The organism is Chryseobacterium bernardetii, assembly GCF_003815975.1.
GTDB classification, from domain to species: domain Bacteria; phylum Bacteroidota; class Bacteroidia; order Flavobacteriales; family Weeksellaceae; genus Chryseobacterium; species Chryseobacterium bernardetii.
Genome location: NZ_CP033932.1, coordinates 4,312,449 through 4,332,887 on the forward strand (window position 1 = coordinate 4,312,449; position 20,439 = coordinate 4,332,887).

The 20,439-nt window shown below is 35.7% G+C and carries 19 protein-coding genes; 8 read left to right on the forward strand and 11 right to left on the reverse strand.

The annotated features are described in order from the left end of the window. Nucleotides 1–392: 392 nt before the first annotated feature. Nucleotides 393–2,516 (forward strand): Tex family protein, encoded by a 2,124-nt coding sequence (locus EG339_RS19675; protein WP_123871598.1) that lies wholly within the window; start codon nucleotides 393–395, stop codon nucleotides 2,514–2,516. A gap of 120 nt (nucleotides 2,517–2,636) precedes the next feature. Beyond that, on the forward strand, nucleotides 2,637–3,269 hold the full coding sequence (locus EG339_RS19680; protein ID WP_123871599.1) for an HAD family hydrolase: 633 nt from the start codon (nucleotides 2,637–2,639) through the stop codon (nucleotides 3,267–3,269). Between the two features lie 81 nt (nucleotides 3,270–3,350). On the opposite strand, the gene EG339_RS19685 is transcribed toward EG339_RS19680, so the two are convergent. The 3 genes from EG339_RS19685 to EG339_RS19695 all read right to left on the reverse strand — a co-directional run bounded on the left by EG339_RS19685 (nucleotide 3,351) and on the right by EG339_RS19695 (nucleotide 6,640). Then, complete coding sequence (locus tag EG339_RS19685) at nucleotides 3,351–4,922, reverse strand: M20/M25/M40 family metallo-hydrolase (RefSeq protein WP_123871600.1); 1,572 nt, start codon at nucleotides 4,920–4,922, stop codon at nucleotides 3,351–3,353. Between the two features lie 163 nt (nucleotides 4,923–5,085). Then, nucleotides 5,086–6,234 (reverse strand): peptidase associated/transthyretin-like domain-containing protein, encoded by a 1,149-nt coding sequence (locus EG339_RS19690; protein ID WP_123871601.1) that lies wholly within the window; start codon nucleotides 6,232–6,234, stop codon nucleotides 5,086–5,088. 229 nt (nucleotides 6,235–6,463) lie between these two features. After that, nucleotides 6,464–6,640, reverse strand: coding sequence for a histone H1 (locus tag EG339_RS19695; RefSeq protein ID WP_027381692.1), 177 nt, complete (start codon nucleotides 6,638–6,640; stop codon nucleotides 6,464–6,466). Between the two features lie 370 nt (nucleotides 6,641–7,010). Here EG339_RS19695 and EG339_RS19700 point away from each other — a divergent pair, with 370 nt between their 5' ends. The 3 genes from EG339_RS19700 to EG339_RS19710 all read left to right on the forward strand — a co-directional run bounded on the left by EG339_RS19700 (nucleotide 7,011) and on the right by EG339_RS19710 (nucleotide 10,896). Next, nucleotides 7,011–8,453 carry a M1 family aminopeptidase gene (locus EG339_RS19700; RefSeq protein WP_228459656.1) on the forward strand — a complete coding sequence of 481 codons (1,443 nt, stop codon included), beginning with the start codon at nucleotides 7,011–7,013 and terminating at the stop codon, nucleotides 8,451–8,453. A gap of 237 nt (nucleotides 8,454–8,690) precedes the next feature. Further along, nucleotides 8,691–9,602: a helix-turn-helix domain-containing protein gene (locus EG339_RS19705; RefSeq protein ID WP_123871603.1), complete on the forward strand. Its 912-nt coding sequence runs from the start codon at nucleotides 8,691–8,693 to the stop codon at nucleotides 9,600–9,602. An 88-nt stretch (nucleotides 9,603–9,690) separates the two neighbouring features. Then, nucleotides 9,691–10,896, forward strand: coding sequence for an MFS transporter (locus EG339_RS19710; protein WP_123871604.1), 1,206 nt, complete (start codon nucleotides 9,691–9,693; stop codon nucleotides 10,894–10,896). A gap of 27 nt (nucleotides 10,897–10,923) precedes the next feature. Here the strand turns inward: EG339_RS19710 and EG339_RS19715 are convergent, their stop codons facing one another. Further along, entirely contained in the window at nucleotides 10,924–12,045 is a 1,122-nt protein-coding gene (locus EG339_RS19715) for a lactonase family protein (protein ID WP_228459657.1), read from the reverse strand. Nucleotides 12,046–12,364: 319 nt separating this feature from the next. Here EG339_RS19715 and EG339_RS19720 point away from each other — a divergent pair, with 319 nt between their 5' ends. Together EG339_RS19720 and EG339_RS19725 are read left to right on the forward strand one after the other, a co-directional pair. Further along, nucleotides 12,365–12,724 carry a prevent-host-death protein gene (locus tag EG339_RS19720; RefSeq protein ID WP_123871605.1) on the forward strand — a complete coding sequence of 120 codons (360 nt, stop codon included), beginning with the start codon at nucleotides 12,365–12,367 and terminating at the stop codon, nucleotides 12,722–12,724. Nucleotides 12,725–13,759: 1,035 nt separating this feature from the next. Beyond that, nucleotides 13,760–14,602, forward strand: coding sequence for a M12 family metallopeptidase (locus EG339_RS19725; protein ID WP_123871606.1), 843 nt, complete (start codon nucleotides 13,760–13,762; stop codon nucleotides 14,600–14,602). Nucleotides 14,603–14,684: 82 nt separating this feature from the next. Here the strand turns inward: EG339_RS19725 and EG339_RS19730 are convergent, their stop codons facing one another. The 3 genes from EG339_RS19730 to EG339_RS19740 form a co-directional block, all read right to left on the reverse strand. After that, complete coding sequence (locus EG339_RS19730) at nucleotides 14,685–15,365, reverse strand: MarR family winged helix-turn-helix transcriptional regulator (protein WP_123871607.1); 681 nt, start codon at nucleotides 15,363–15,365, stop codon at nucleotides 14,685–14,687. Between the two features lie 64 nt (nucleotides 15,366–15,429). Further along, entirely contained in the window at nucleotides 15,430–16,458 is a 1,029-nt protein-coding gene (gene hemH, locus EG339_RS19735) for a ferrochelatase (protein WP_123871608.1), read from the reverse strand. A gap of 36 nt (nucleotides 16,459–16,494) precedes the next feature. Beyond that, nucleotides 16,495–17,778, reverse strand: a complete 1,284-nt coding sequence (locus EG339_RS19740) for a cryptochrome/photolyase family protein (RefSeq protein ID WP_164466464.1) — start codon at nucleotides 17,776–17,778, stop codon at nucleotides 16,495–16,497. A 144-nt stretch (nucleotides 17,779–17,922) separates the two neighbouring features. On the opposite strand from EG339_RS19740, the gene EG339_RS19745 reads away from it, so the two are divergent. Continuing rightward, nucleotides 17,923–18,210, forward strand: a complete 288-nt coding sequence (locus tag EG339_RS19745) for a hypothetical protein (RefSeq protein WP_123871610.1) — start codon at nucleotides 17,923–17,925, stop codon at nucleotides 18,208–18,210. Between the two features lie 53 nt (nucleotides 18,211–18,263). Here the strand turns inward: EG339_RS19745 and EG339_RS19750 are convergent, their stop codons facing one another. From EG339_RS19750 to EG339_RS19765, 4 genes are read right to left on the reverse strand one after another with little or no spacing between them, the layout of a single operon-like run. Beyond that, a complete protein-coding gene (locus EG339_RS19750; protein WP_123871611.1) occupies nucleotides 18,264–18,635 on the reverse strand; it encodes a response regulator in 372 nt (123 codons plus the stop codon). 28 nt (nucleotides 18,636–18,663) lie between these two features. Then, nucleotides 18,664–19,233 carry a chemotaxis protein CheB gene (locus tag EG339_RS19755; protein ID WP_123871612.1) on the reverse strand — a complete coding sequence of 190 codons (570 nt, stop codon included), beginning with the start codon at nucleotides 19,231–19,233 and terminating at the stop codon, nucleotides 18,664–18,666. An 8-nt stretch (nucleotides 19,234–19,241) separates the two neighbouring features. Next, on the reverse strand, nucleotides 19,242–20,072 hold the full coding sequence (locus tag EG339_RS19760; protein WP_123871613.1) for a CheR family methyltransferase: 831 nt from the start codon (nucleotides 20,070–20,072) through the stop codon (nucleotides 19,242–19,244). After that, nucleotides 20,073–20,435 (reverse strand): response regulator, encoded by a 363-nt coding sequence (locus EG339_RS19765; protein ID WP_185146549.1) that lies wholly within the window; start codon nucleotides 20,433–20,435, stop codon nucleotides 20,073–20,075. Nucleotides 20,436–20,439 lie beyond the last annotated feature (4 nt).

A 20,439-nucleotide genomic window follows, 5' to 3' on the forward strand; every position in this document is an offset into this window, starting at 1 on the left:
CCAATGCTTAAATGAGCGAAAGCAAATAAGATTTTTTAAATCCATTTTAATCAATTTAAAAAATTAAACATTTAATTCTAAGTTACAATCCCTTTGATGTTGCAGCATCAAGGGATTTTTCGTTTTATCCATCTCCAAACTTATGGAGGTTATCAATCTTAAAAATTTGAAAGCAATTCACAACCGATTCAATCAGCCTAATGAAGTAAGTTATTGAATCATGTAAATTCTAATTGCAAATATAAGAAATTAATTATATATACAACATTAGGTTATTGAATCGTAAACGGATTTAAAATAAATAATAAATTAAGCATCATATGTATTAAATTATATAAATTCCACTTTATTTTCCATCCAAAACCTTATTTTAGCTATCCGAAAACAGAACAATGACGACCGTAGAATTTATACAAAAGCAGCTCGATATTTCTGAGAAGAGCATCAACAATACTTTACAATTATTAGCTGAAGACTGCACCATTCCTTTTATCTCGCGGTACAGGAAAGATAAAACCGGAAACCTGGATGAGACCCAGATTGAACAGATTTCAAAGATCAGCAAGCAGTTTGAAGAGATTGTAAAGAGAAAAGAATCTATTTTAAAATCTATAGAAGAACAAGGGGGCTTAACTCCTGATTTCCAGCAAAGAATTGAGGAAAGCTTTGATATCCAGGAACTGGAAGACCTATACCTTCCTTTTAAGAAGCGTAAAAAAACCAAAGCTGATGCAGCAAAAGAAAAAGGATTGGAGCCTTTAGCGAAGATCATTATGAGCCAGAAGAACAATGACGTTCAGTTTCTGGCTTCAAAATACCTTAGTAATGAAGTCCCTTCTGAGGAAGACGCACTTCAGGGAGCCAGAGATATTATGGCTGAATGGATCAATGAAAACATGTATGTCCGTAAGAACCTGCGACGTCTATTCCAACGTAAGGCTGTTGTTACTTCTAAAGTGGTAAAGGCTAAAAAAGATGAAGAAGATGCTCAGAAGTTCTCCCAGTATTTTGAATGGGAAGAGAGCCTCAGCAGAATACCTTCTCACAGACTTTTGGCTATGCTGAGAGCAGAAGCGGAAGGGTTTGTGAAAACCAATGTGGGAATTGACAAGGAAGAAGCGATTGATTTTATTGAAAAAGCGATCATTAAATCTAATAACGAAAGTTCCGGGCAGATTTCTTTAGCCATAAAAGACAGTTATAAAAGACTTCTGGAGCCTGCCATTTCTAATGAAGCTTTACAGGAAGCTAAAGAAAAAGCAGATAAAAAAGCAATTGAGATCTTCTCTGAAAATCTAAGTCAGCTGCTTTTGGCTCCGCCTCTGGGTGAAAAAAGAATCCTTGCAATTGATCCGGGTTACAGGAGCGGCTGCAAAGTAGTTTGCCTGGATGAAAAGGGAGATCTGCTTCATAATGAAACCCTCTACCCTCACGCTCCTCAGAATGAATCCGGAATGGCGATGAAAAAAATCCGCTCTATGGTGAATGCTTACCATATTGAAGCCATTTCTATCGGAAACGGAACAGCCAGCCGTGAGACTGAATTTTTCATCAAGAAAATTGCTTTTGATAAGCCTTTACAGGTTTTTGTGGTTTCGGAAGCAGGAGCCTCTGTTTATTCTGCAAGTAAAATTGCCAGGGATGAATTTCCGAGCTATGACGTAACAGTACGTGGTGCTGTTTCTATTGGAAGAAGACTTTCTGACCCGTTGGCTGAACTGGTAAAAATTGATCCGAAATCTATTGGTGTCGGACAGTATCAGCATGATGTAGATCAGACCCAACTGAAGAATGAACTGGATTCTACAGTAATGAAATGTGTGAATTCTGTAGGTATCAATTTAAATACAGCCAGTAAATCACTTTTAAGCTATGTTTCCGGAATTGGAGAGAAAATGGCGGAAAACATTGTGAATTACCGCGCTGAAAATGGAGCTTTTGAGGACAGAAAACAGCTTAAAAAGGTTCCAAGGCTTGGAGAAAAGGCTTTCCAGCAGGCTGCTGCATTTGTAAGAGTTTCCAATTCAAAAAATCCATTGGATAATTCTGCCGTTCACCCTGAAGCGTATGGAATAGTAGAGAAAATGGCCAGAGATCTGGGCATTAAAACCCTTGAACTGATAGCCAATAAAGAAAAAATTGCTCTGATAAAGCCGGAAGATTATATCACCGGAGACATTGGAATCCTGGGAATCAAAGATATCCTTAAAGAGCTTGAAAAACCCGGTCTGGACCCAAGGAAAGCGGCTAAAGTATTCGAATTCGATCCTCATGTAAAAAGCATTAAAGACCTGAAAGCAGGTATGATTCTTCCGGGAATTGTCAACAATATTACAGCTTTCGGATGTTTTGTGGATCTTGGGATCAAAGAAAGCGGACTGGTCCATATTTCACAACTGAAAGACGGATTTGTATCTGATGTGAATGAAGTGGTTAAGCTGCATCAGCATGTAAGAGTAAAAGTAACGGAAGTAGATGAAGCAAGAAAAAGAGTACAATTGAGTATGATTTTATAAGGATGCTATATTTTAACCTTAGATTTTTTAAATTTTTAAGACTGTTAAGCTGAACTTTGCTTCAGGATATTTAGTTATAAAGTAAAAACATATTTTTTCACCAATTAAACAGAAAATACGTTGAATTATAAAAATTTAATTTTCGATCTGGATGGAACCTTATGGGACTCCAGAGCAACAATCATCAAAATATGGAATGATGTTTTAAGCAAGCATCAATTGATACAACAGGAACTTAAACCTGAGGATATGAATCAGTATATGGGTTTATTGGCTCATGATATTCTGAAGGATATGCTTCCCGGAATTTCAGACCTACAGATTCAGGAACTTCTTTCAGAGGTTGTAACCCGGGAGAACGAGGTATTAGGAGTACAAGGGGGCATTCTTTATCCTGGTGTTGAAGAAACGTTGAAAAGCCTTACCCATACCCACAACCTTTTCATTGTAAGCAATTGTCAGAACGGTTATATTGAATCTTTTTTAGAATATTATCAATTTGAGAATCTTTTTGCAGACTTTGAATCCCATGGGCGGACTCAAAAACATAAGGCAGAAAATATACAGCTCCTTATGGAAAGAAATGGTTTATCCATCGAAAATTCTGTATACATTGGGGATACGCAGACAGATTATGATTCTGCCGCCTCCAACAATTTACCATTTATCTTCTGTGAATATGGTTTTGGAAAGCTTATCCATCAGCTGGAAACGAAGATTTCGGTATTCTCTGATTTAAAAAAATATATTTAAAGAAAATCCGGCTTACAGTTTTGTAAGCCGGATTTATTTTTACCTTTCACAATAAAAATTCTAATCCCGATAGAAATTTTATCATTTATAATCTTTAGAACTTCTTTTAGGTTCTTTTACTTCCGGCCATTGCATTGTATTTCCTTTATCATCTTTAGGCATCACCCTTTTTTCCCGGTTGGTAAATTCAGGATCCTCGGAAGCCATATATGCCAGTGCAGCTGTTAAGATCACATTATTCTTCACCTCATCAAAAACAATTTTGTCATAAGTATCTTTTGTAGTATGCCACGTATACCCGAAATAGCCCCAGTTCAAAGAACCTAACGAGAATCCCGGTACTCCTGCTGCTACAAATGAAGCATGATCTGATCCTCCACCACCCGGCATTCCGGGAAAGTCTGTCTTAATGTGACTTCTTACAGCTTTTGGAACCCCATCAAGCCATTTTCCGATATAATCATATGCTTTTACAAATCCCTGGCCACTGATATTGATAACACGCCCGGTTCCATTATCCTGATTGAAGGCCGCCTGCGTTCCTTTTATAATGTGAGGATTATCTGCTACAAAGCCTCTTGAACCGTTCAGCCCCTGCTCTTCACTTCCCCAAAGCCCAATAACAATAGTTCTTTTGTTATTTGGATAATACTTTTTAAGAATCCTCATAGCTTCAAGCATTGTAAGGGTTCCGGTTCCATTGTCTGTAGCTCCCTGCGCCCCATCCCACGAATCTAAATGAGCGGAAAGAATTACATATTCATCCGGCTTTTCCTTACCTTTAATCATTCCTATTGTATTAAAGCTTTTGGCTTCAGGAAGCACTTTGGACTGAGCGTCTATTTTAATTTTTGGTTGTGCCCCTTTTTCAGCCATCCTGTAAAGCATCCCGTAGTCTTCCACATCAATATCTATCATTGGAATTTTAGATGTCTTTGCTCCGAAGATCCTGTTTGCTCCCATAATTCCGGTCCAGTTTGAAATGGCAATTCCTGCAGCTCCTGCATTTTCAAGCGCCTCAGGAAGGGTATTGTTATCATATCCAATATTCTTCACATAAGCCGTAAAATCTTTGGTTGCCTGCTCTTTTTCAGCTTTAAGTTTTTCATACAGTTCAGGGGTTGCGAACTCCTTGATCTGCTCATCTGAACGTCCTATCTTCTGGTATTGAGCCATCAGCACAATCTTTCCTTTTACAGAAGGAAGCCATTTGTCAAATTCTGCTTTGGATGATACTTTTGGAAGAATGACTACCTCAGCCTCAACAGCTTTTCTGGTAGCAGGGCTCCACGCCAGCTGTGTTGCTGATAAAGACTTTACTCTTGGAAATACCATATCCACATGAGTAGTTCCTCTCTGCCATCCTTTCCAGGTTCCGAACTGTTGAAGACTGGCCTCTATTCCCCATGAACGTAGTTTTTCGGCACTCCACTCATTAGCGGCAAGCATTTCCGGAGTTCCCACAAGACGTGGCCCTATCCCATCCAGAAGCTCATAGGCCATCCCTTCAAGCTGGGAATTGTTGTTTACCTCCTCTACAAAACTTTTTACGATTGGGTTAAGGTTTTCTTTTGGATCTACCTTTACCTGAGCCCATGAAAATTGGGCAGCCAGCATTACAGCCGGTACTGCAAAAAATCTATTTATCCTCATAATGTATATTGATTGCCTTAAAGATAAAGGAAATTGAGGAGATGGTAAAGGAATTACAGCAAAAAAGTCTTTAGGCATAAGCATTCAAGCTCATTTTTTAAGAAAAAGAAATAATAATCCATATCTATTCATTTAGAAGCAAAACATCCTCTATCTATTTTACTTAGAAATCCGGTAACTTTTTATCAACAAAAACCTGTTCTTCCCTGGTAAGTAAAATCGTATTATTTTTATTTTCCTTTACTGAAATATTATCCCAGATGTCTTTACTAAAATCTACCCTGGGAGCTAACCCCTTCTCATCTGATTTCTTAAAAGTATTGTAAATAAGTTCTCTGCTGATTTTCCGTTCATGTTTTATTCCTTTATAATAAGCAATGTATTTATTGGCTTCAATTCTGCTCATGGCAGGAACGTACACCCCTCCGTTTTTGTAAAAATCAAAAGTAAGTATTGCATTTCCCAATTGATAATCAAACTCTTCCCCACTTCCTGTTCTTCTTTTAACGATCGGATATTGATCCTGCAGATAATGAATTTCAAAGTAGGTAATCACCTTATCAGCCTTATTGTATTTCATTTCTCCTTTCATCTCGATTCCTACTCCAGACTTGATATTAAATGTGATTAACTGCTCATCACCCTGCTCAAAAAAAATCCATCCGGAATATTTTGATGCCTTGTTTTTTATATGAGTCAATGCTCTGTTCAGTTCAAAATTAAAGAAATAGTTTCCCATATATTCTTTAGAGAAATTCTTTATTCCCTTTACAAACATGCTATCTGACTTTAGATCTTTAAAATATTTCACATTATTCAGCTGCATTTGAAGGTTGTTGTCGAAAGACCTGTTATGGTTGTAAAAATTAGTTTTGCTCCATAACTTGGTTTCTGCAATGACTAAAAAATGTATTTGATTATTATCACTCCTTTTTTCTTTATAAATAACATCATAAAGAGAGGGTTCAGTATAATATCTTTTTTTGTAATTGGCGGCAACATCTTCAAATATATCTTTCAGATCTACTTTTATCAGTTTTACTTCATCAATTTTTTTATAGCCTCTCTTAAGCTTTACCGGAGAGTAAAATTCCTGAATTGTTACCTTCCGGAATCCCGATGCTGAGACCTCAAAGTTTATTGAGCTTTGATCCACGGGTGCAAGCCCCTCTTCATTAGTATAAACAATCTGATTCTGTAAAATGATTCTTGCATTGGGAATCGGTTTTCCATTTTCAGAATCTACTACCTGAAGTTTTTGGGCTGAAAAGAAATTAAAAAACAGAATAAACAGCAAATGGGAATGCTTCATTATATTTCGTGTAATTGATATTCCTAAAATACAAATTATACGAATGACAACCACTCTGCAAGAGAAAATTTAATATTTGAACAAAAAATGAGATCAATGAGAATGAATTTATTTCAGGCCCTCCATTTTTAGCTGAAATGTTTGAGGTTTGAGAATTGCGGGCATTATAGGTAGCAGGTTACGGTACGGGCATAAAAAAACCGGCTACAAAAGCCGGTTAAAGGTTGAATTACTTCTTAGATTCTTCTACAGAAACTTTTCTGAAATCCTTGAACAATTTGCTTAATTCTAAAGCTGCTTTACGAGCTCTTGTACCAGCTGCTTTGTTCCCTTTTTCCGCTTGTTGGTTTGCCTCAGTAGTAAACGCTTCAAATTCTGCGTTGATTTTTTCAATTAGTTCTTTCATTATATTTAAAAATTTAGGCTGCAAATATAGGTTTTATGGTGATTCCAGCCTAGTAGCAGAGAAAAAAGTTTGGGCAAAATGACCGAAATTTTAACATATTTCTACCCTTGAACCGATTTTTATCGATTTCTGCCTCTCATTTTCATAAAAAACCTTCTATAATCACTACTAGATCTAATTTCAATTACTTCTTCTATATTTATTTTCCCTCCAATTTCTATTGTATTGACAGCAAGCGCTTAAAGTTTTAAAATTCTATTTCAAAACGGGTTTATAGCACCCTTAATTTTTGGATTTTTATACTAAATTTGAGGAAAAGATTTAATCCATGTTCAAAAACCTAGTTTTTCTAATATTTATACTTCCATTTATGGCTTATTCTCAAAATAAAATCAGTTATAAAGTGTATTATGATGAAAATCTTGCGAAGAATGGCTTAAAAGTACAGGTAGATTATACATTGAGAAAGGCATCGGATACTTTATCTTTCTATTATGCCAATGAAAATTGGGATGAGAATGACCTTTTTAAAAACCTTGTTCTTTTACAGGAAGAAAACCCTGATATTAAGTTCAAAATGGAGCCTGAAAATAACAGAGTAAAGCTTCATCAGAAAAAAGGAACCCAATTTACCCTGGTTTATCATATCAAACAAGATTTTACAGATCCTAATTATAAAATCTTTAACCGACCGAGAATCAACAACACATTCTTTCATGTTTTGGGTAAGAGCCTTTTCATGGTTCCATTTTCTTTTACAAAAATGCCGGATGAACAGGAGTTTGAATTCTCTGTTGAATGGATGAATTTCCCGGAAAAATTCGGACTTCATAATAATTTTGCTTCTCAAATCCATAAACAGAAAATAAAAACAATACTTTGGGACGGCTTTTATAATTCTTTATTTATAGGAGGTGATTACAGGTTTTACTCTTTTACAATACATGATAAACCTGTTTATTTTGCTTTGAGGGGTGACTGGAACAACGGTTTCACTGATGATTTTTTATTTTCCAATCTGAAGAAAGCTGTTCAATCTCAGAGGGATTTCTGGAAAGACTACGACAAGGAGTATTTTACCATTACAATGACTCCTACTGTGTCTCAAAAAGACAGTTTATATAAAGGCTATAGTACTACAGGTTCTGCTATTAAAAATGCATTTATGATCCAGGGAACCAATAATCCTTTTAATAACAAGAATTCTTATCTGTATCTATTTCACCATGAATTAATGCATGAATGGATTGGGAATGCCATTCAAAATAAGCATGAGGAACTGAACTATTGGTTCAGCGAGGGTTTTACCGATTATTATACTTATAAAAACAGGTTAAGAATAAAGGACATTTCAATGGATGAGTGGAAAAAGCTGTTTAATGCTGAAGTCATTAAAAGCCATTGGAAAAATCCGGAGAGAAATATTCCTAATTATAGAATAAAAGATGATTTCTGGAAAAGCAGAAATGTAGAGAAAGTTCCTTACAGGCGCGGGGCTATTTTTGCGTTCTGGCTGGATAATCAAATTATGCTGAAAACTCAGTATAAAAGATCTTTAGATGATCTGATGCGGGAAGTACTGAAAACCTGTAGAGAGAAAAAAGTGAAGTTTACGGATGAACTTTTCCTTGAGTTTGTTCAAAAGTATCTGAATCAGGATCTCTCCTATTTCTTTCAGAAGCATATACTCAATGGTGAAGATATTGACCTTACCAAAGAGAAATGGATAGACGGTTTTTCTTTCCAAATTACTGATGGAATTCCTCAATTGGAAGTTGATGAAAGTAAAAATATTAAATATTTGATTGAATAGATTGGAATAAACTATCCCATTTTCAACCTTTCGGAATCTGAATCCCTATGGAAAAAATGCAGGGCCTCAGCGTCATTCACAGATATCATCTGGATGAATATCCTTACAGGGGATCCTTTATTAGAATTTCTGAAAGAATCAATAAGGAGAGTAAATCAATATCATCATAAAAACAATCACTGGTAAATCTTAAAACCCAAAGATTTACCTATCTTTGATTTTTATAATTCTGAAACTATGAGCGATCAACTGGAAACCATCAAAGATTACTACAGACGTACCCGCAGAAGTATTCTCAAAGTATCCGATGCAGATTTGGAGACAGGGAAAACCCATTTCAATATCATACCGAGGAAGTATTGCAGTTTTAAAAGTCCTTATAACCGGCGTGATTATTACAAAATCTGTTTTATCATAGGTAAAGGAACCGCTCATTACGGATCTCATACGGTGTATGTTGACCGCCCTGCCCTCTTCTTGCCATCACCCAATATTCCTTACACCTGGGAATGTGAAGATAACTTCCAGGAAGGTTTTTCATGTCTCTTCAACCAGGAATTTTTCAATGTAAATTCAGAATTCAACCTGTTTAAAAAGACTTCATTATTTAAGGAATGGAGTAAACCCTTTATTTTTCTGGATGATGAACAGATTCAGCTGGCTACGATGTATTTTGAGCAGATGTACAAGCTGAACCATTCTACCTATCCTTTCCGTTGCAGTGGTATTAAAAGCAATCTGGCTTCTGTTCTGCACCTTGCCCTTCAAAACAGGGTTGAGGATGTAAGCCTTAATGAGCTCCCAGCCAATGTCCGCCTGTACAGATTATTTGATGAGCTTCTGAATAAACAGTTCCCTTTGGATTCTCCAGCCTATCCTTTAGCTTTAAAAACAGCTTCTGATTTTGCAGACCATCTGAATGTGCATGTAAACCATTTGAATTCATCAGTAAAATCGGTTACAGGCCTCACCACAACCCATATCATTAAGGAAAAAATATTTGAAGAATCCAAGAACCTGCTTAAATACACGAATTGGGACATTGCCCAGGTGGGCTATACGCTTGGTTTTGAGCAGCCTTCCCATTTTAATAATTTCTTTAAAAAACATGCTGAGACTTCTCCCTTAAAATTTAAAAATTCTTTCTAAATATTTGAATTTTGTAATTTTTACTTTGTCTTTTAAAACTCAATTTTCTATTCTTGAACTATTTTTGCATAGTAAAAAATGAATGAATATGTTGAGAGAAGCATCTGAGAAACGCATCAGATTAATAACCATTATGGCCTTCGTGTCTATCCCGCTTTCGGGGTTTGTCACTGATATTTACCTGCCGTCATTCCCTTCTATGGCCAAGGAAATGATGGTTTCGGAAAAAGATATACAGATTACTTTAACATCTTATCTCCTTAGCTATGGAATTTCCCAGCTGTTTGTGGGTGGAATTCTTGATAGTATCGGCCGTTACCGTCCTAAATTACTTGCTTTATTGGTCCTGATACTTAGCAGTATTTTTATTACGATGACCAACAGTATTTTACTGATCTGTCTGCTCCGTATTCTTCAGGGGATTGCTGTATCTGTACTTGTTGTGGCTACCCGCGCCATTTTTGTAGATATTTACGATGCCGAACGGGTAAAGCACTATCTGAGCTATTTTACAATTGCATGGTCCTGTGGCCCAATTCTGGCGCCTTTCCTGGGCGGTTATCTTGAAAAGTTATTTAACTGGCATGCTAACTTTTATTTTCTTGCCTTTTATGCAGGATTTTTATTTCTGTTTGAATGGTTCTTCAGCGGTGAGAGTCTTCCACAAAAGAAGAAACTTGATCTTTCAGAGAATATCAGCCTGTATTCAATGATGCTTAAAAACAAGATATTTATGCTAGGGATTATAATTCTGGGATTAAGTTATTCTATTGTTATGCTCTTCAATATTACCGGACCTTTTATTATTGAAAACACTTTCCATTTTACACCTGTGGTGATTGGATACTGTACCCTGATTTTAGGTTTTTCATGGATGATCGGAGGCTTTATAGGAAAACGCAGGCTGGGATTAGATTTTAAATCAAGGATCTTACTGCCTATTATCCTTCAATTGATATTGATTACAGGATTAATTGCTACCAGTTATTTTGCGGAAAGCCTTTATATCATGATTCCTTTTGCTTTTTTTATTCATATCTGCTCGGGAGTCTTATTTACATCATTCTTTACAACAAGTATGCTGTATTTTCCTAAAAATGCAGGCACTGCTGGTGGATTGATGGGAGGTCTGGTATACGTAATCACTTCAGTTACAAGTTTTATTATTTCCGTAAGCGGAACTGTAACAGAACAGAAAGGGCTTTCCTGGCGATACCTAATAATTGCGATCCTATTGTTTTCAGTAATTATCATTATGCATCAGGCGGTTAAAAAAGAAAAGGCAGAGAATTGATCTCTGCTTTTTTTATTTTTGTTTGAATTAATATTTCCTGACCTGCACTGTAGAAACACCATTCAGTTTCAATTTTCTGCCTACTTTTTTCAGCAATCCAGTTTCTGCATTCCGTTTAAAGACAACAACAGTTCCGCTTACCGGATGAGTTACAATTAAAAACCTTCCGGTACTATCTATTGTAAAAGTTCTTGGATGCTTTCCTTTTGTGGATTGATATCCTAAGGTTTTCAATGTGCCATCATCTGAAATTGAAAATATGCCAATATTGTTTTCATTTCCGCGGTTTGAAGCATACAGATAGCGTCCATCAGGAGAAATATGAACATCTGAACTTTCAAAATTATCTTTAAACTGGTCTGGATGAGTATTAATTCTCTGAAAAGGATCCAGCTTTCCGTTATCATACCGGTAAACACTTACAGCTCCATCCATTTCTTCAATACAATAGGCAAACTTCCCGTTGGGATGAAAAGCAAAATGTCTGGGACCGCTTCCTAAAGAAGTTGGCGTGAAAGGCTTTTCAGCTTCTGTTAATGGCTCTTTCTTATCCGCTTCAAATTGATAAGCCCTGATTTTATCAGCTCCCAGATCAGGCAAAAACACATACTTGAAATCAGGAGAAAAAACGGTTGAATGAATATGGGCACGATCCTGTCTGCCAGGATTTACACTTCCTTCTGAAAACTGAAAATTCTGTATCCCCGGCTGTATCATTCCGTTTTCTGAAATGGGATAAACAGAAACGCTTCCTTCAGTATAGTTTCCGTTGATCAGCCATTTTCCATTCTTATGAGCAGCGAGATAAACCGGGTTTTCTCCTCCCGTTTTCTGGCTATTGATGAAACTAAGGGATTTTTTGCCGGGATCAAATTCGAAACTGCTCACACTGCCTGCATTTTTTGTTTTGCTTTCAGTACAGGCAAAAATATATTTTCCATCCTGTGACAGCGTCAGAAACGATGGGTTTAAAATTCCTGTAACAGAAGTTATTTTTGAGAGTTTTCCTTTGAGAGTGTCTAACTCATAGACGTAGATTCCTTCGGTTTCTTTGTTATGGTTAAATGAACCAAAAAACACATAGGTATTCTGTGCACACAATTGCAGCCCTGTTAAAAAGACAAGTATTGCACTTACTGTTTTCTTCAATTTATTAGTTTTTATGAATAGTCTGAAATATCATAGGAAATAAATTTAATTATTTTATTTGAAGTTAAATATTTAAATCCTAAAAATAATTTTCGAACGCCCCTGCAGCAAAGTATTTCATAGTTTCCCGCAGGTCCCAAGTAGGTATTAATACATTATATTTACTCTTTTCATAACATTTTTTCCAATAAAAAACTTTATCTTTACTCATTCATTTCCAATAAAGGATAACGTACTATCATGATTATGGGAATGATCTATTAACAAGGCTTTATTATTTGGTATAATTAAGCCTATCTTTACTAAAATTTAAATTATAATGAATTATAAGCTCGAGCTCAATACTCAGGAGCCTAACTCTAAAATTGTTTTTCACAATATTATATTTGATACCTTTAAGATCAATATTGTTGAAAGATATATCGGGGCCATGAATTTCCGTCCGAAATTATCTAATGTTTTATTTAAAGTAAGAACCTTGGATAACCAACTCATTAACAGAAAGGATGGTAATATAAGGGTAAAAATTAAAGATGACAATTTTGAGACTTATCAGAAATTAACACAGGCACTCAATTCTTACGAATATAAAAATAAGCTGATCAACAGACAGGAAACGGATCAGAACTATGTACATTTTATATTAAGCCTGGTGATTGCAAACTATAATCTTAATTAATTTTCTGCAATTGATTCTCATTAACACCACTTCATTTGGAGTTAATGTATTATCAAACTATTTTCGTCATTGCCCGTTTCCATATTTGGACAATGATGTAAAATATTTTCACAGAGGAAATCTCTGAATTTCACCACTAAGACCATTTTATCAGATAAGCCTGAAAGTTTTTAAACTTTCAGGCTATATGTTATATCCTTACTTATTTATTTCCGAAGCAAAAGGCACTGATTGCCTCTATCCAACTAAAAGAGATATTTTATTTATTCTCTAATAATACTAAAGATATATATTTATTTTTTCAAGGGTCCACGCGAAGTATTCTCTATTATTTTACACTATTTATTTAAAGATAATCAACAAATATCATTATTCAGTATAAAAATTTAAAAACCAAATGAAACCTGCAATACAATTCATTGATAAGTACAATTGCCCATTAATTAAATTTGTATTAAATTTGCACCCGATTCTCATGTTTAATTTGAGTTTTCATGGTTATTAGTTTTTATCCTCGAAGTCATTCGAGGATTTTTTGTTTATATAAACCGTACCCATAAAAGCATAATTATAATTTTCCTCAGTATATCAATTGGTCTAAATATTAAGATATATGTGCTCATATTATGACATTGCAATCAAAAAAGAATCACAATTTCGTATCCACTATTTTTTTCCTTAATTAAAAAGTAAAAATCAACTTATACTTAAATCACTTTTTTTTGATTTTTTAACAATAGACCATCAATAAAAAACAAATTAATCAATAAAATCAACACTAATTTCACTCCAAATCCTACCTAATTTGCAATGTAATACACGAATATAAAACTAAAATATATAGTTTCACATTAATAAAACCTCTTTATATAAAGGCAATTAACCTAATGTAGTATGTGTGTAGACATCCTGAAATCTTAATTTACAAAAGAAAAAAAGAGCTGATATTGTTTTTTTATCTAGTTTTAATTCACACAAATTGGATAATTTATTTTACCACTGCTAAAAACATTAATCAACAAAAACACCAACATTATGGAATTACACAAGAAGATCTTATTGGGATCATTTATTTCAATGGCTATAGTATCATGTAATACTACCAATGACAGCATAGAAGAAAAAGCACCTCAGGAGCAGCAAGGGCTTTCAAAACTGCTAGCTGTATCCAAGGCAGATATCCCTACAGGTTTCGAAAACACACAAATGTGCAAAGATGTTTATCTTCCCGGAGAGGATAAGGTTCCAGGAACGGCATCAAAAGGAGCTGTTATTACCAGTAAAAAATGGGCCAATGGCAGCGTTATCACTGTAGGTCTTTACGGTGGCAGCACCTATGTTCGCAACAAGGTAATACAATATGCCAAAGAATGGTCCAAATATGCCAACATAACTTTTAATTTTGTTACCAGTGGAACACCACAGATCCGTGTGACATTCACATCTGGTGCGGGATCCTATTCATATATAGGAAAAGATGCTCTCAGCATAGCTTCTAATAAAGAAACCATGAACTTCGGCTGGTTTAATGATTCAACCAGTGATACAGAATTCAGCAGAACAGTCATTCATGAATTTGGCCATGCCCTTGGAATGATCCATGAGCATCAGCATCCTTTAGCGGCTATTCCATGGGATAAACCAAAAGTATATGCCTATTATGCAGGGGCACCCAATTACTGGACACAGGCACAGGTAGACAACAATCTTTTTGCAAAGTATTCAACATCACAAACGCAGTACAGCGCCTATGATACCCAATCTATTATGCATTACAGCATCAGTTCAACGTTGACAACAAACGGGTTCAGTGTTGGCAGCAATACTGTTTTATCTCCCACAGATAAACAATTTATTGCGACAGTATATCCAAAATAAAAGTTTACTTATTTTCATATGAGTCTGCCTTGTTTACTACAGGGTAGACTTTTCATATTGCATTTGTAAACAAGAATGCATATTACAAATTCTTAAATGCATACTCATCATATACAGTACTGATAAGCTGATCAGAATTGATATTTCTTGAAAAAATAGGATAATGAAAACGATCCAGTTTATTTAAAATCCGGATAAGTTCCATCTTTTCTCTGTGGTTAAGGTTTCCTGCAACAATATTGGTAGCCTGACGGATCTTTTCCATTTGGTTTTCCAGGACCTGCAGTCCTCTTTCAGTAATACGGATTAATTTGCTTCGTTTATCCAGGTCAGAGTCTGTCTGCTCAATAAGTCCCTGACGTAAAAGTCTCGCAATAATAAGCATACCTACCGGTTTATCATGAATATTTTTTTTGATAAGAGCCATCTTAGTCATCTCACCAAAAGCCTTCAGATTAATCAGATAGATAAAATCTTCCTGGGTAGAGAATTCAGAATGTGAGATGGCAGACTTTGAATAGGTCTTCGCATACCTGTTCAGGTGAACAAGCAATGTACTTATAGCACTTTCCGGGGTTCTTCCATTCTCTTTACCTTCCCAATACGGTTCTTCCGGATGATCTTTCTGTCCTGAATTTTCCTTATCAGAAATCCATGCTTTAAACCCCTGAATAGTTACCGGATACAAATCAGGACAAGTTTGGGCTTCAGTTTCGAATTCCTCCAGTAGGTCTATATAATCTTTAATAAGTGTATAATTCATATCCGCTAAATAGTTTACAAAAATACCTAATTCCTTAAAAAATTACGCAATAATATCATCAAAACTATACTAAATAGAATTGATTAAGCTGTTCTTCACACAGTATCCGGATAACATCAATCCAACGGTCTTCGTCATTCAGGCAAGGTATATAGGTGAAATTTTCGCCACCTGCTTCCAGAAACTGCTCTTTTCCTTCAACGGAAATTTCCTCCAGGGTTTCAAGACAGTCAGAAACAAATGCAGGACAAACAATTGCAAGATTTTTAACTCCTTTACCTGGTATAGTTTCCAATGTATGATCTGTATAAGGCTCTATCCATTTATCTTTTCCTAATCTGGACTGAAAAGAAACAATAACTTTATCTTTAGGCAAACCAAGTTTTCTGATAACAAGATCAGTAGTGTTAAAGCACTGGTGACGGTAACAAAAAGAATGGCTGGGATGTTTATCTTTATAGCAGCAATCATTCATATTACAGGTCTTTGTAGGATCTGTCTTATAGATATGACGTTCCGGAACACCATGATAGGAAAATAAGAGGGCATCAAAGTTTTCAGGAAGTTTCTCCCTGATACTTTCTGCCAGACAATTGGTATACAGATCCCGGTTATAAAATGGCTGCACGTAACTGATCCTTATACCGGGGAATTTTTTCTTTCTTATTTCTTCCGCTTTTTCAATAACAGTTTCAGTGGTACTCATTGCATATTGCGGATAAAGAGGAAACAATACAATTTCTGTAATTCCTTTTTCAACAAGGTTCCTAATGCCTGTCTCAATACCAGGCTCAGCATACCTCATGCCTATTTCTACAGGCACATCTACCAGTTTCTGAAGTTTTTTCTGTATCTTTTTTGTTATTACAATAAGCGGAGAGCCTTCATCTGTCCATACCGTTTTATAAGCCTGGGCAGATTTTGCCGGCCTCGTTTTAAGGATAATTCCCTGAACGAGAAGTGCCCTGAAGATCCACCGATAATCAATTACTTTTTCATCCATCAGGAATTCATCCAGATATTCCTTTACGTCTTCCACAGCAGTGGATCTTGGTGAGCCAAGATTAATTAGTAAAATTCCTTTTTTAGCCAATGTATTTATTTTATTAGTGATATAGTATATGACCTGTTATTCTGCCAGGGCTTCTTTATAAGTTTTTAATGCTCTTTCTCTTGCTTTGGTGTGTTCTACAATGGGTTCTTCCCTGTAATCTTCAGGAAGCCACTTTCTGATATACTGAGCGTCTTTATCAAACTTTTTTGCCTGTTCATAGGGATTGAATATCCTGAAATACGGTGCCGCATCACAGCCACAGCCTGCTGCCCACTGCCAGTTTCCGTTATTGGCTGCCAGATCATAGTCTAACAGTTTTTCAGCAAAGTAGGCTTCACCCCATCGCCAATCAATAAGCAGGTGCTTGGTAAGGAAGCTTGCAGTGATCATTCTTACCCTGTTGTGCATAAATCCGGTTTCATTCAGCTGTCTCATTCCTGCATCTACAATGGGATAGCCTGTTTTCCCTTCGCACCATGCCTTAAATTCTTCTTCATTATTTCTCCAGGCAATATTGTCATATTTCATTTTAAAGCTTTGGATAACAACACTTGGAAAATGATACAGGATCTGCATAAAAAATTCTCTCCAGATAAGCTCATTAAGCCATATTTCATTATGTTTAACAGCATACTGCACACATTTCCGTACAGAAATGGTTCCGAATCGGAGTGCTGTTCCAAGATGGGTAGTATGGTCCATTGCAGGAAAATCCCGGAATTTCCCGTAAGAATCTATTATATCACTGTTCAGTTCAGGTTTTATATACTCAAGATCTGTCTTCTCAAATCCTATTTCTTTCAATGACATGATCTCTGAAGTTCCGTTATAGCTGCCAAAATTGTTAAGGTTTACAGCCACTGTTTCTATATTTTTCAGGTTTTCTTTCCATTTTCTTGAATATGGGGTAAAAACAGTGTAGGGAGTGAGGTCATTTTTCAGAATATTGTTCTTTTCAAATATGACCTGATCTTTAAAATCTTTAAACAGAATATGATGTTTGAGCAGGAAATCAGCGATCTGCCGGTCGCGTTGTATTGCCTGTGGTTCGTAATCCCTATTGCAAAAAACCCGGTCTACATTAAAATCCCGGATTATTTTTTTAAAGGCTTCTACTGGAGTGGCATGATAAACATAAAGTCCGCTGTTGTATTTTTTCAGTTCTTTGTGAATCTGTTGTAAGGCCTGATGAATATAATCTACCCTTCTATCATTTTTATGCTGAAGCTGATCCAGTATTTCTGGATCAAAAATAAAAACCGGAATAACCTTTATTCCTGCATTAAGGGCGTGATGAAGTCCCATATTGTCTTCCAGCCTTAGATCTCTTCTGAACCAAAAAATATTTACTTTATCCATGATCTGTCTTAAAAAAGCTATAATTCCGTTATTATAATTTTAAAATACAAATATACTACCAAATAATACAAAAGTACATTTATATACTAAATATTTAATAAGGCATAAAACTTGTTTAAAATAAGCAGATATAAAATAATAGCTATGGACTCTATAAAAACCCAGCAGTTAGATTTGATCACGGATAAAAAATATATTGATAAGTACTTCAGCCTGGTTATCAAAAAGGATCTGAATATGGATATTAATATCAGCAATGAGTATGTTGTTGCTCATAATCTTGTTTCAAAGAAACTAATTCTTATCAAAACTTTTTCAGATGCCGCCCTTGAAAACCCTGAGCTTTATTTTCTATTATCTTCTTTAATTCAGGATATTAACCTCCGCTCTTTAACAAAGACCCAGATCGTGTCTGCATTGGAAAATCAATAAAAAAAACTCTCAAAATCTGAGAGTTTTCGTGCAGTTTATATCTTTTACATTTCTTATACTCTGGCTTCTATATGTTTAGCAACCATTAGTTCCAGATCATCCAGATTAAAGGGTTTTGAAACATAATCATCTGCCTGGGCTTCCGATGCTAAAGCAACAATATCATTATTGGCTGTAACGTAAATGACCGGAATATGTTTAAATTCTTCAGTACTTTTAAGAAGTTTCGTAGCTTCCACTCCCCCGATTTTCGGAATCCAGTTATCCATTAAAATAACATCCGGTCTATATTCTGCCACTTTCTCAAGAATATCGTGTGATGTCTCTGAAATCTTGACATCATATCCGTTTTCCTCAAATATAATGGTGATCACTTCTAAAATGGCCGTATCATCATCAAAAATTAAAATTTTCTTTTTACTCATATTATTTAGATTATTCTATTCTGAAAGATTATAATTGTTTTATGTAATTTGCTAAAGTTCCCGGTGTGACGATTAAGTCATAATCAATTTGTTCTACAGCATGCCTGGGCATATATTCCACTTCTGCTGTTTCCGGATCCTGAACCCAGACCTTTCCTTTATTCTTTTTGATATAGCTAAGTCCTTCTATTCCATCAGCATTAGCGCCTGATAAAAGGACACCAATCACCTTTTTGCCATAAATTTCTGCTGCAGACCTGAAGGTAACATCTATGGAAGGACGGGAATAATTCATTTTCTCAGAACTGTCTAATGACATATTCTTATGATTCTCAAACAGTACATGATAATCGGCAGGAACAATATATATTGTATTTTCTTCGAGTTCTGTTTTATCCTCAACCTCTACAATGGCAATTTTGGTAAACTGCTGCAGTAAAGTCCGCAGAATATCTCCGGATTGTGCTTTGCGGTGGATCACAAGCAGAATGGGAACAGGGATCATATTATCCAGGTTTTTGATCATTTCTATAATGACCTGTAAACTTCCTGCAGATCCTCCGATCACAATTAATTCTGTATTGGTTTTTGAAGTCATGACTATTATTAATGGTGATCAATTTTTTTCCAGATCTTCTGATCTTCAACCTGATGATAATTTCTATCAATAGCAGAAAACCTGAGGGTTTCTTTTGCACCTAATGCAAGAAAGCCTAAATTCTCCAGACTGTTATCAAAAAGCCTGAAAACCCTTTCCTGAAGTTCTCTGTCAAAATAAATAAGTACATTTCTGCAGACAATTAACTGAAAACTATTAAAAGAACTGTCTGAAACAAGGTTGTGTGTTGACAAAATAAGCTTTTCCTGCAGGCTTTTATCAAACCTTACGCTGTCATAATTGGCGGTATAATAATCAGAAAAATCTTTGATACCGCCGGAAAGCATATAGTTTTCGGAATACAGTTTCATCTGCTGTAAAGGAAAGATACCTGCTCTGGCTGTTTCAAGAACAGCAGGATTCAAATCGGTACCATAAATCAGAGATTTGCTGTAAAGACCGGCTTCTTTCAGGAGAATGGCTATAGAATAAGCTTCTTCTCCTGTTGAACAGCCTGCAATCCAGATCCTGATCAACGGATAGGTACCTAACTGAGGTAATATTTTCTCCCTTAATGTTTTAAAAAAAGAAGGATCTCTGAACATTTCGGTAACATTCACTGTAACTTCTTCTACAAAGCGTTTCAGGTATTCTGCATCATTGATAATGGTGTATCTCAGTTCTGCAAAACTGGTAAACCTGTCCAAAAGGCATATACGGTTTACTCTTCTTTTAAACGAAGCCCTGCTATAACCGGAAAAGTCATAGCCATATAAATCATAAACATCCCGGATGAGATATTCTATTTCTTCATCTTTTACGATACTTGGTTCCAGCATCTATGAAAGTTTTTCTATTGCCATTATTAAAAGATCCACATCAATTGGTTTTGAGACATAATCATCAGCTCCTGCTTCAAGACATTTCTGGCGGTCTTCAGGCATGGCCTGTGCAGTAACTGCAATTACAGGAACTTGTTTGATTTCAGGGGTATTCCTTATCATTCTTACCGCCTCATAACCATCTATTCCGGGCATCATCATGTCCATCAGGACGATATAAGATGAGCCGGATTTCAGTATTTCTAAAGCTTCCTGAGCCATTGTACATGATTCAACTGCATATCCACGTGCTTTGAGGGTCAATTTCAATGCAAATATATTGCGTGGATCATCATCCACAATTAAAATTTTCTTATTCATCAGA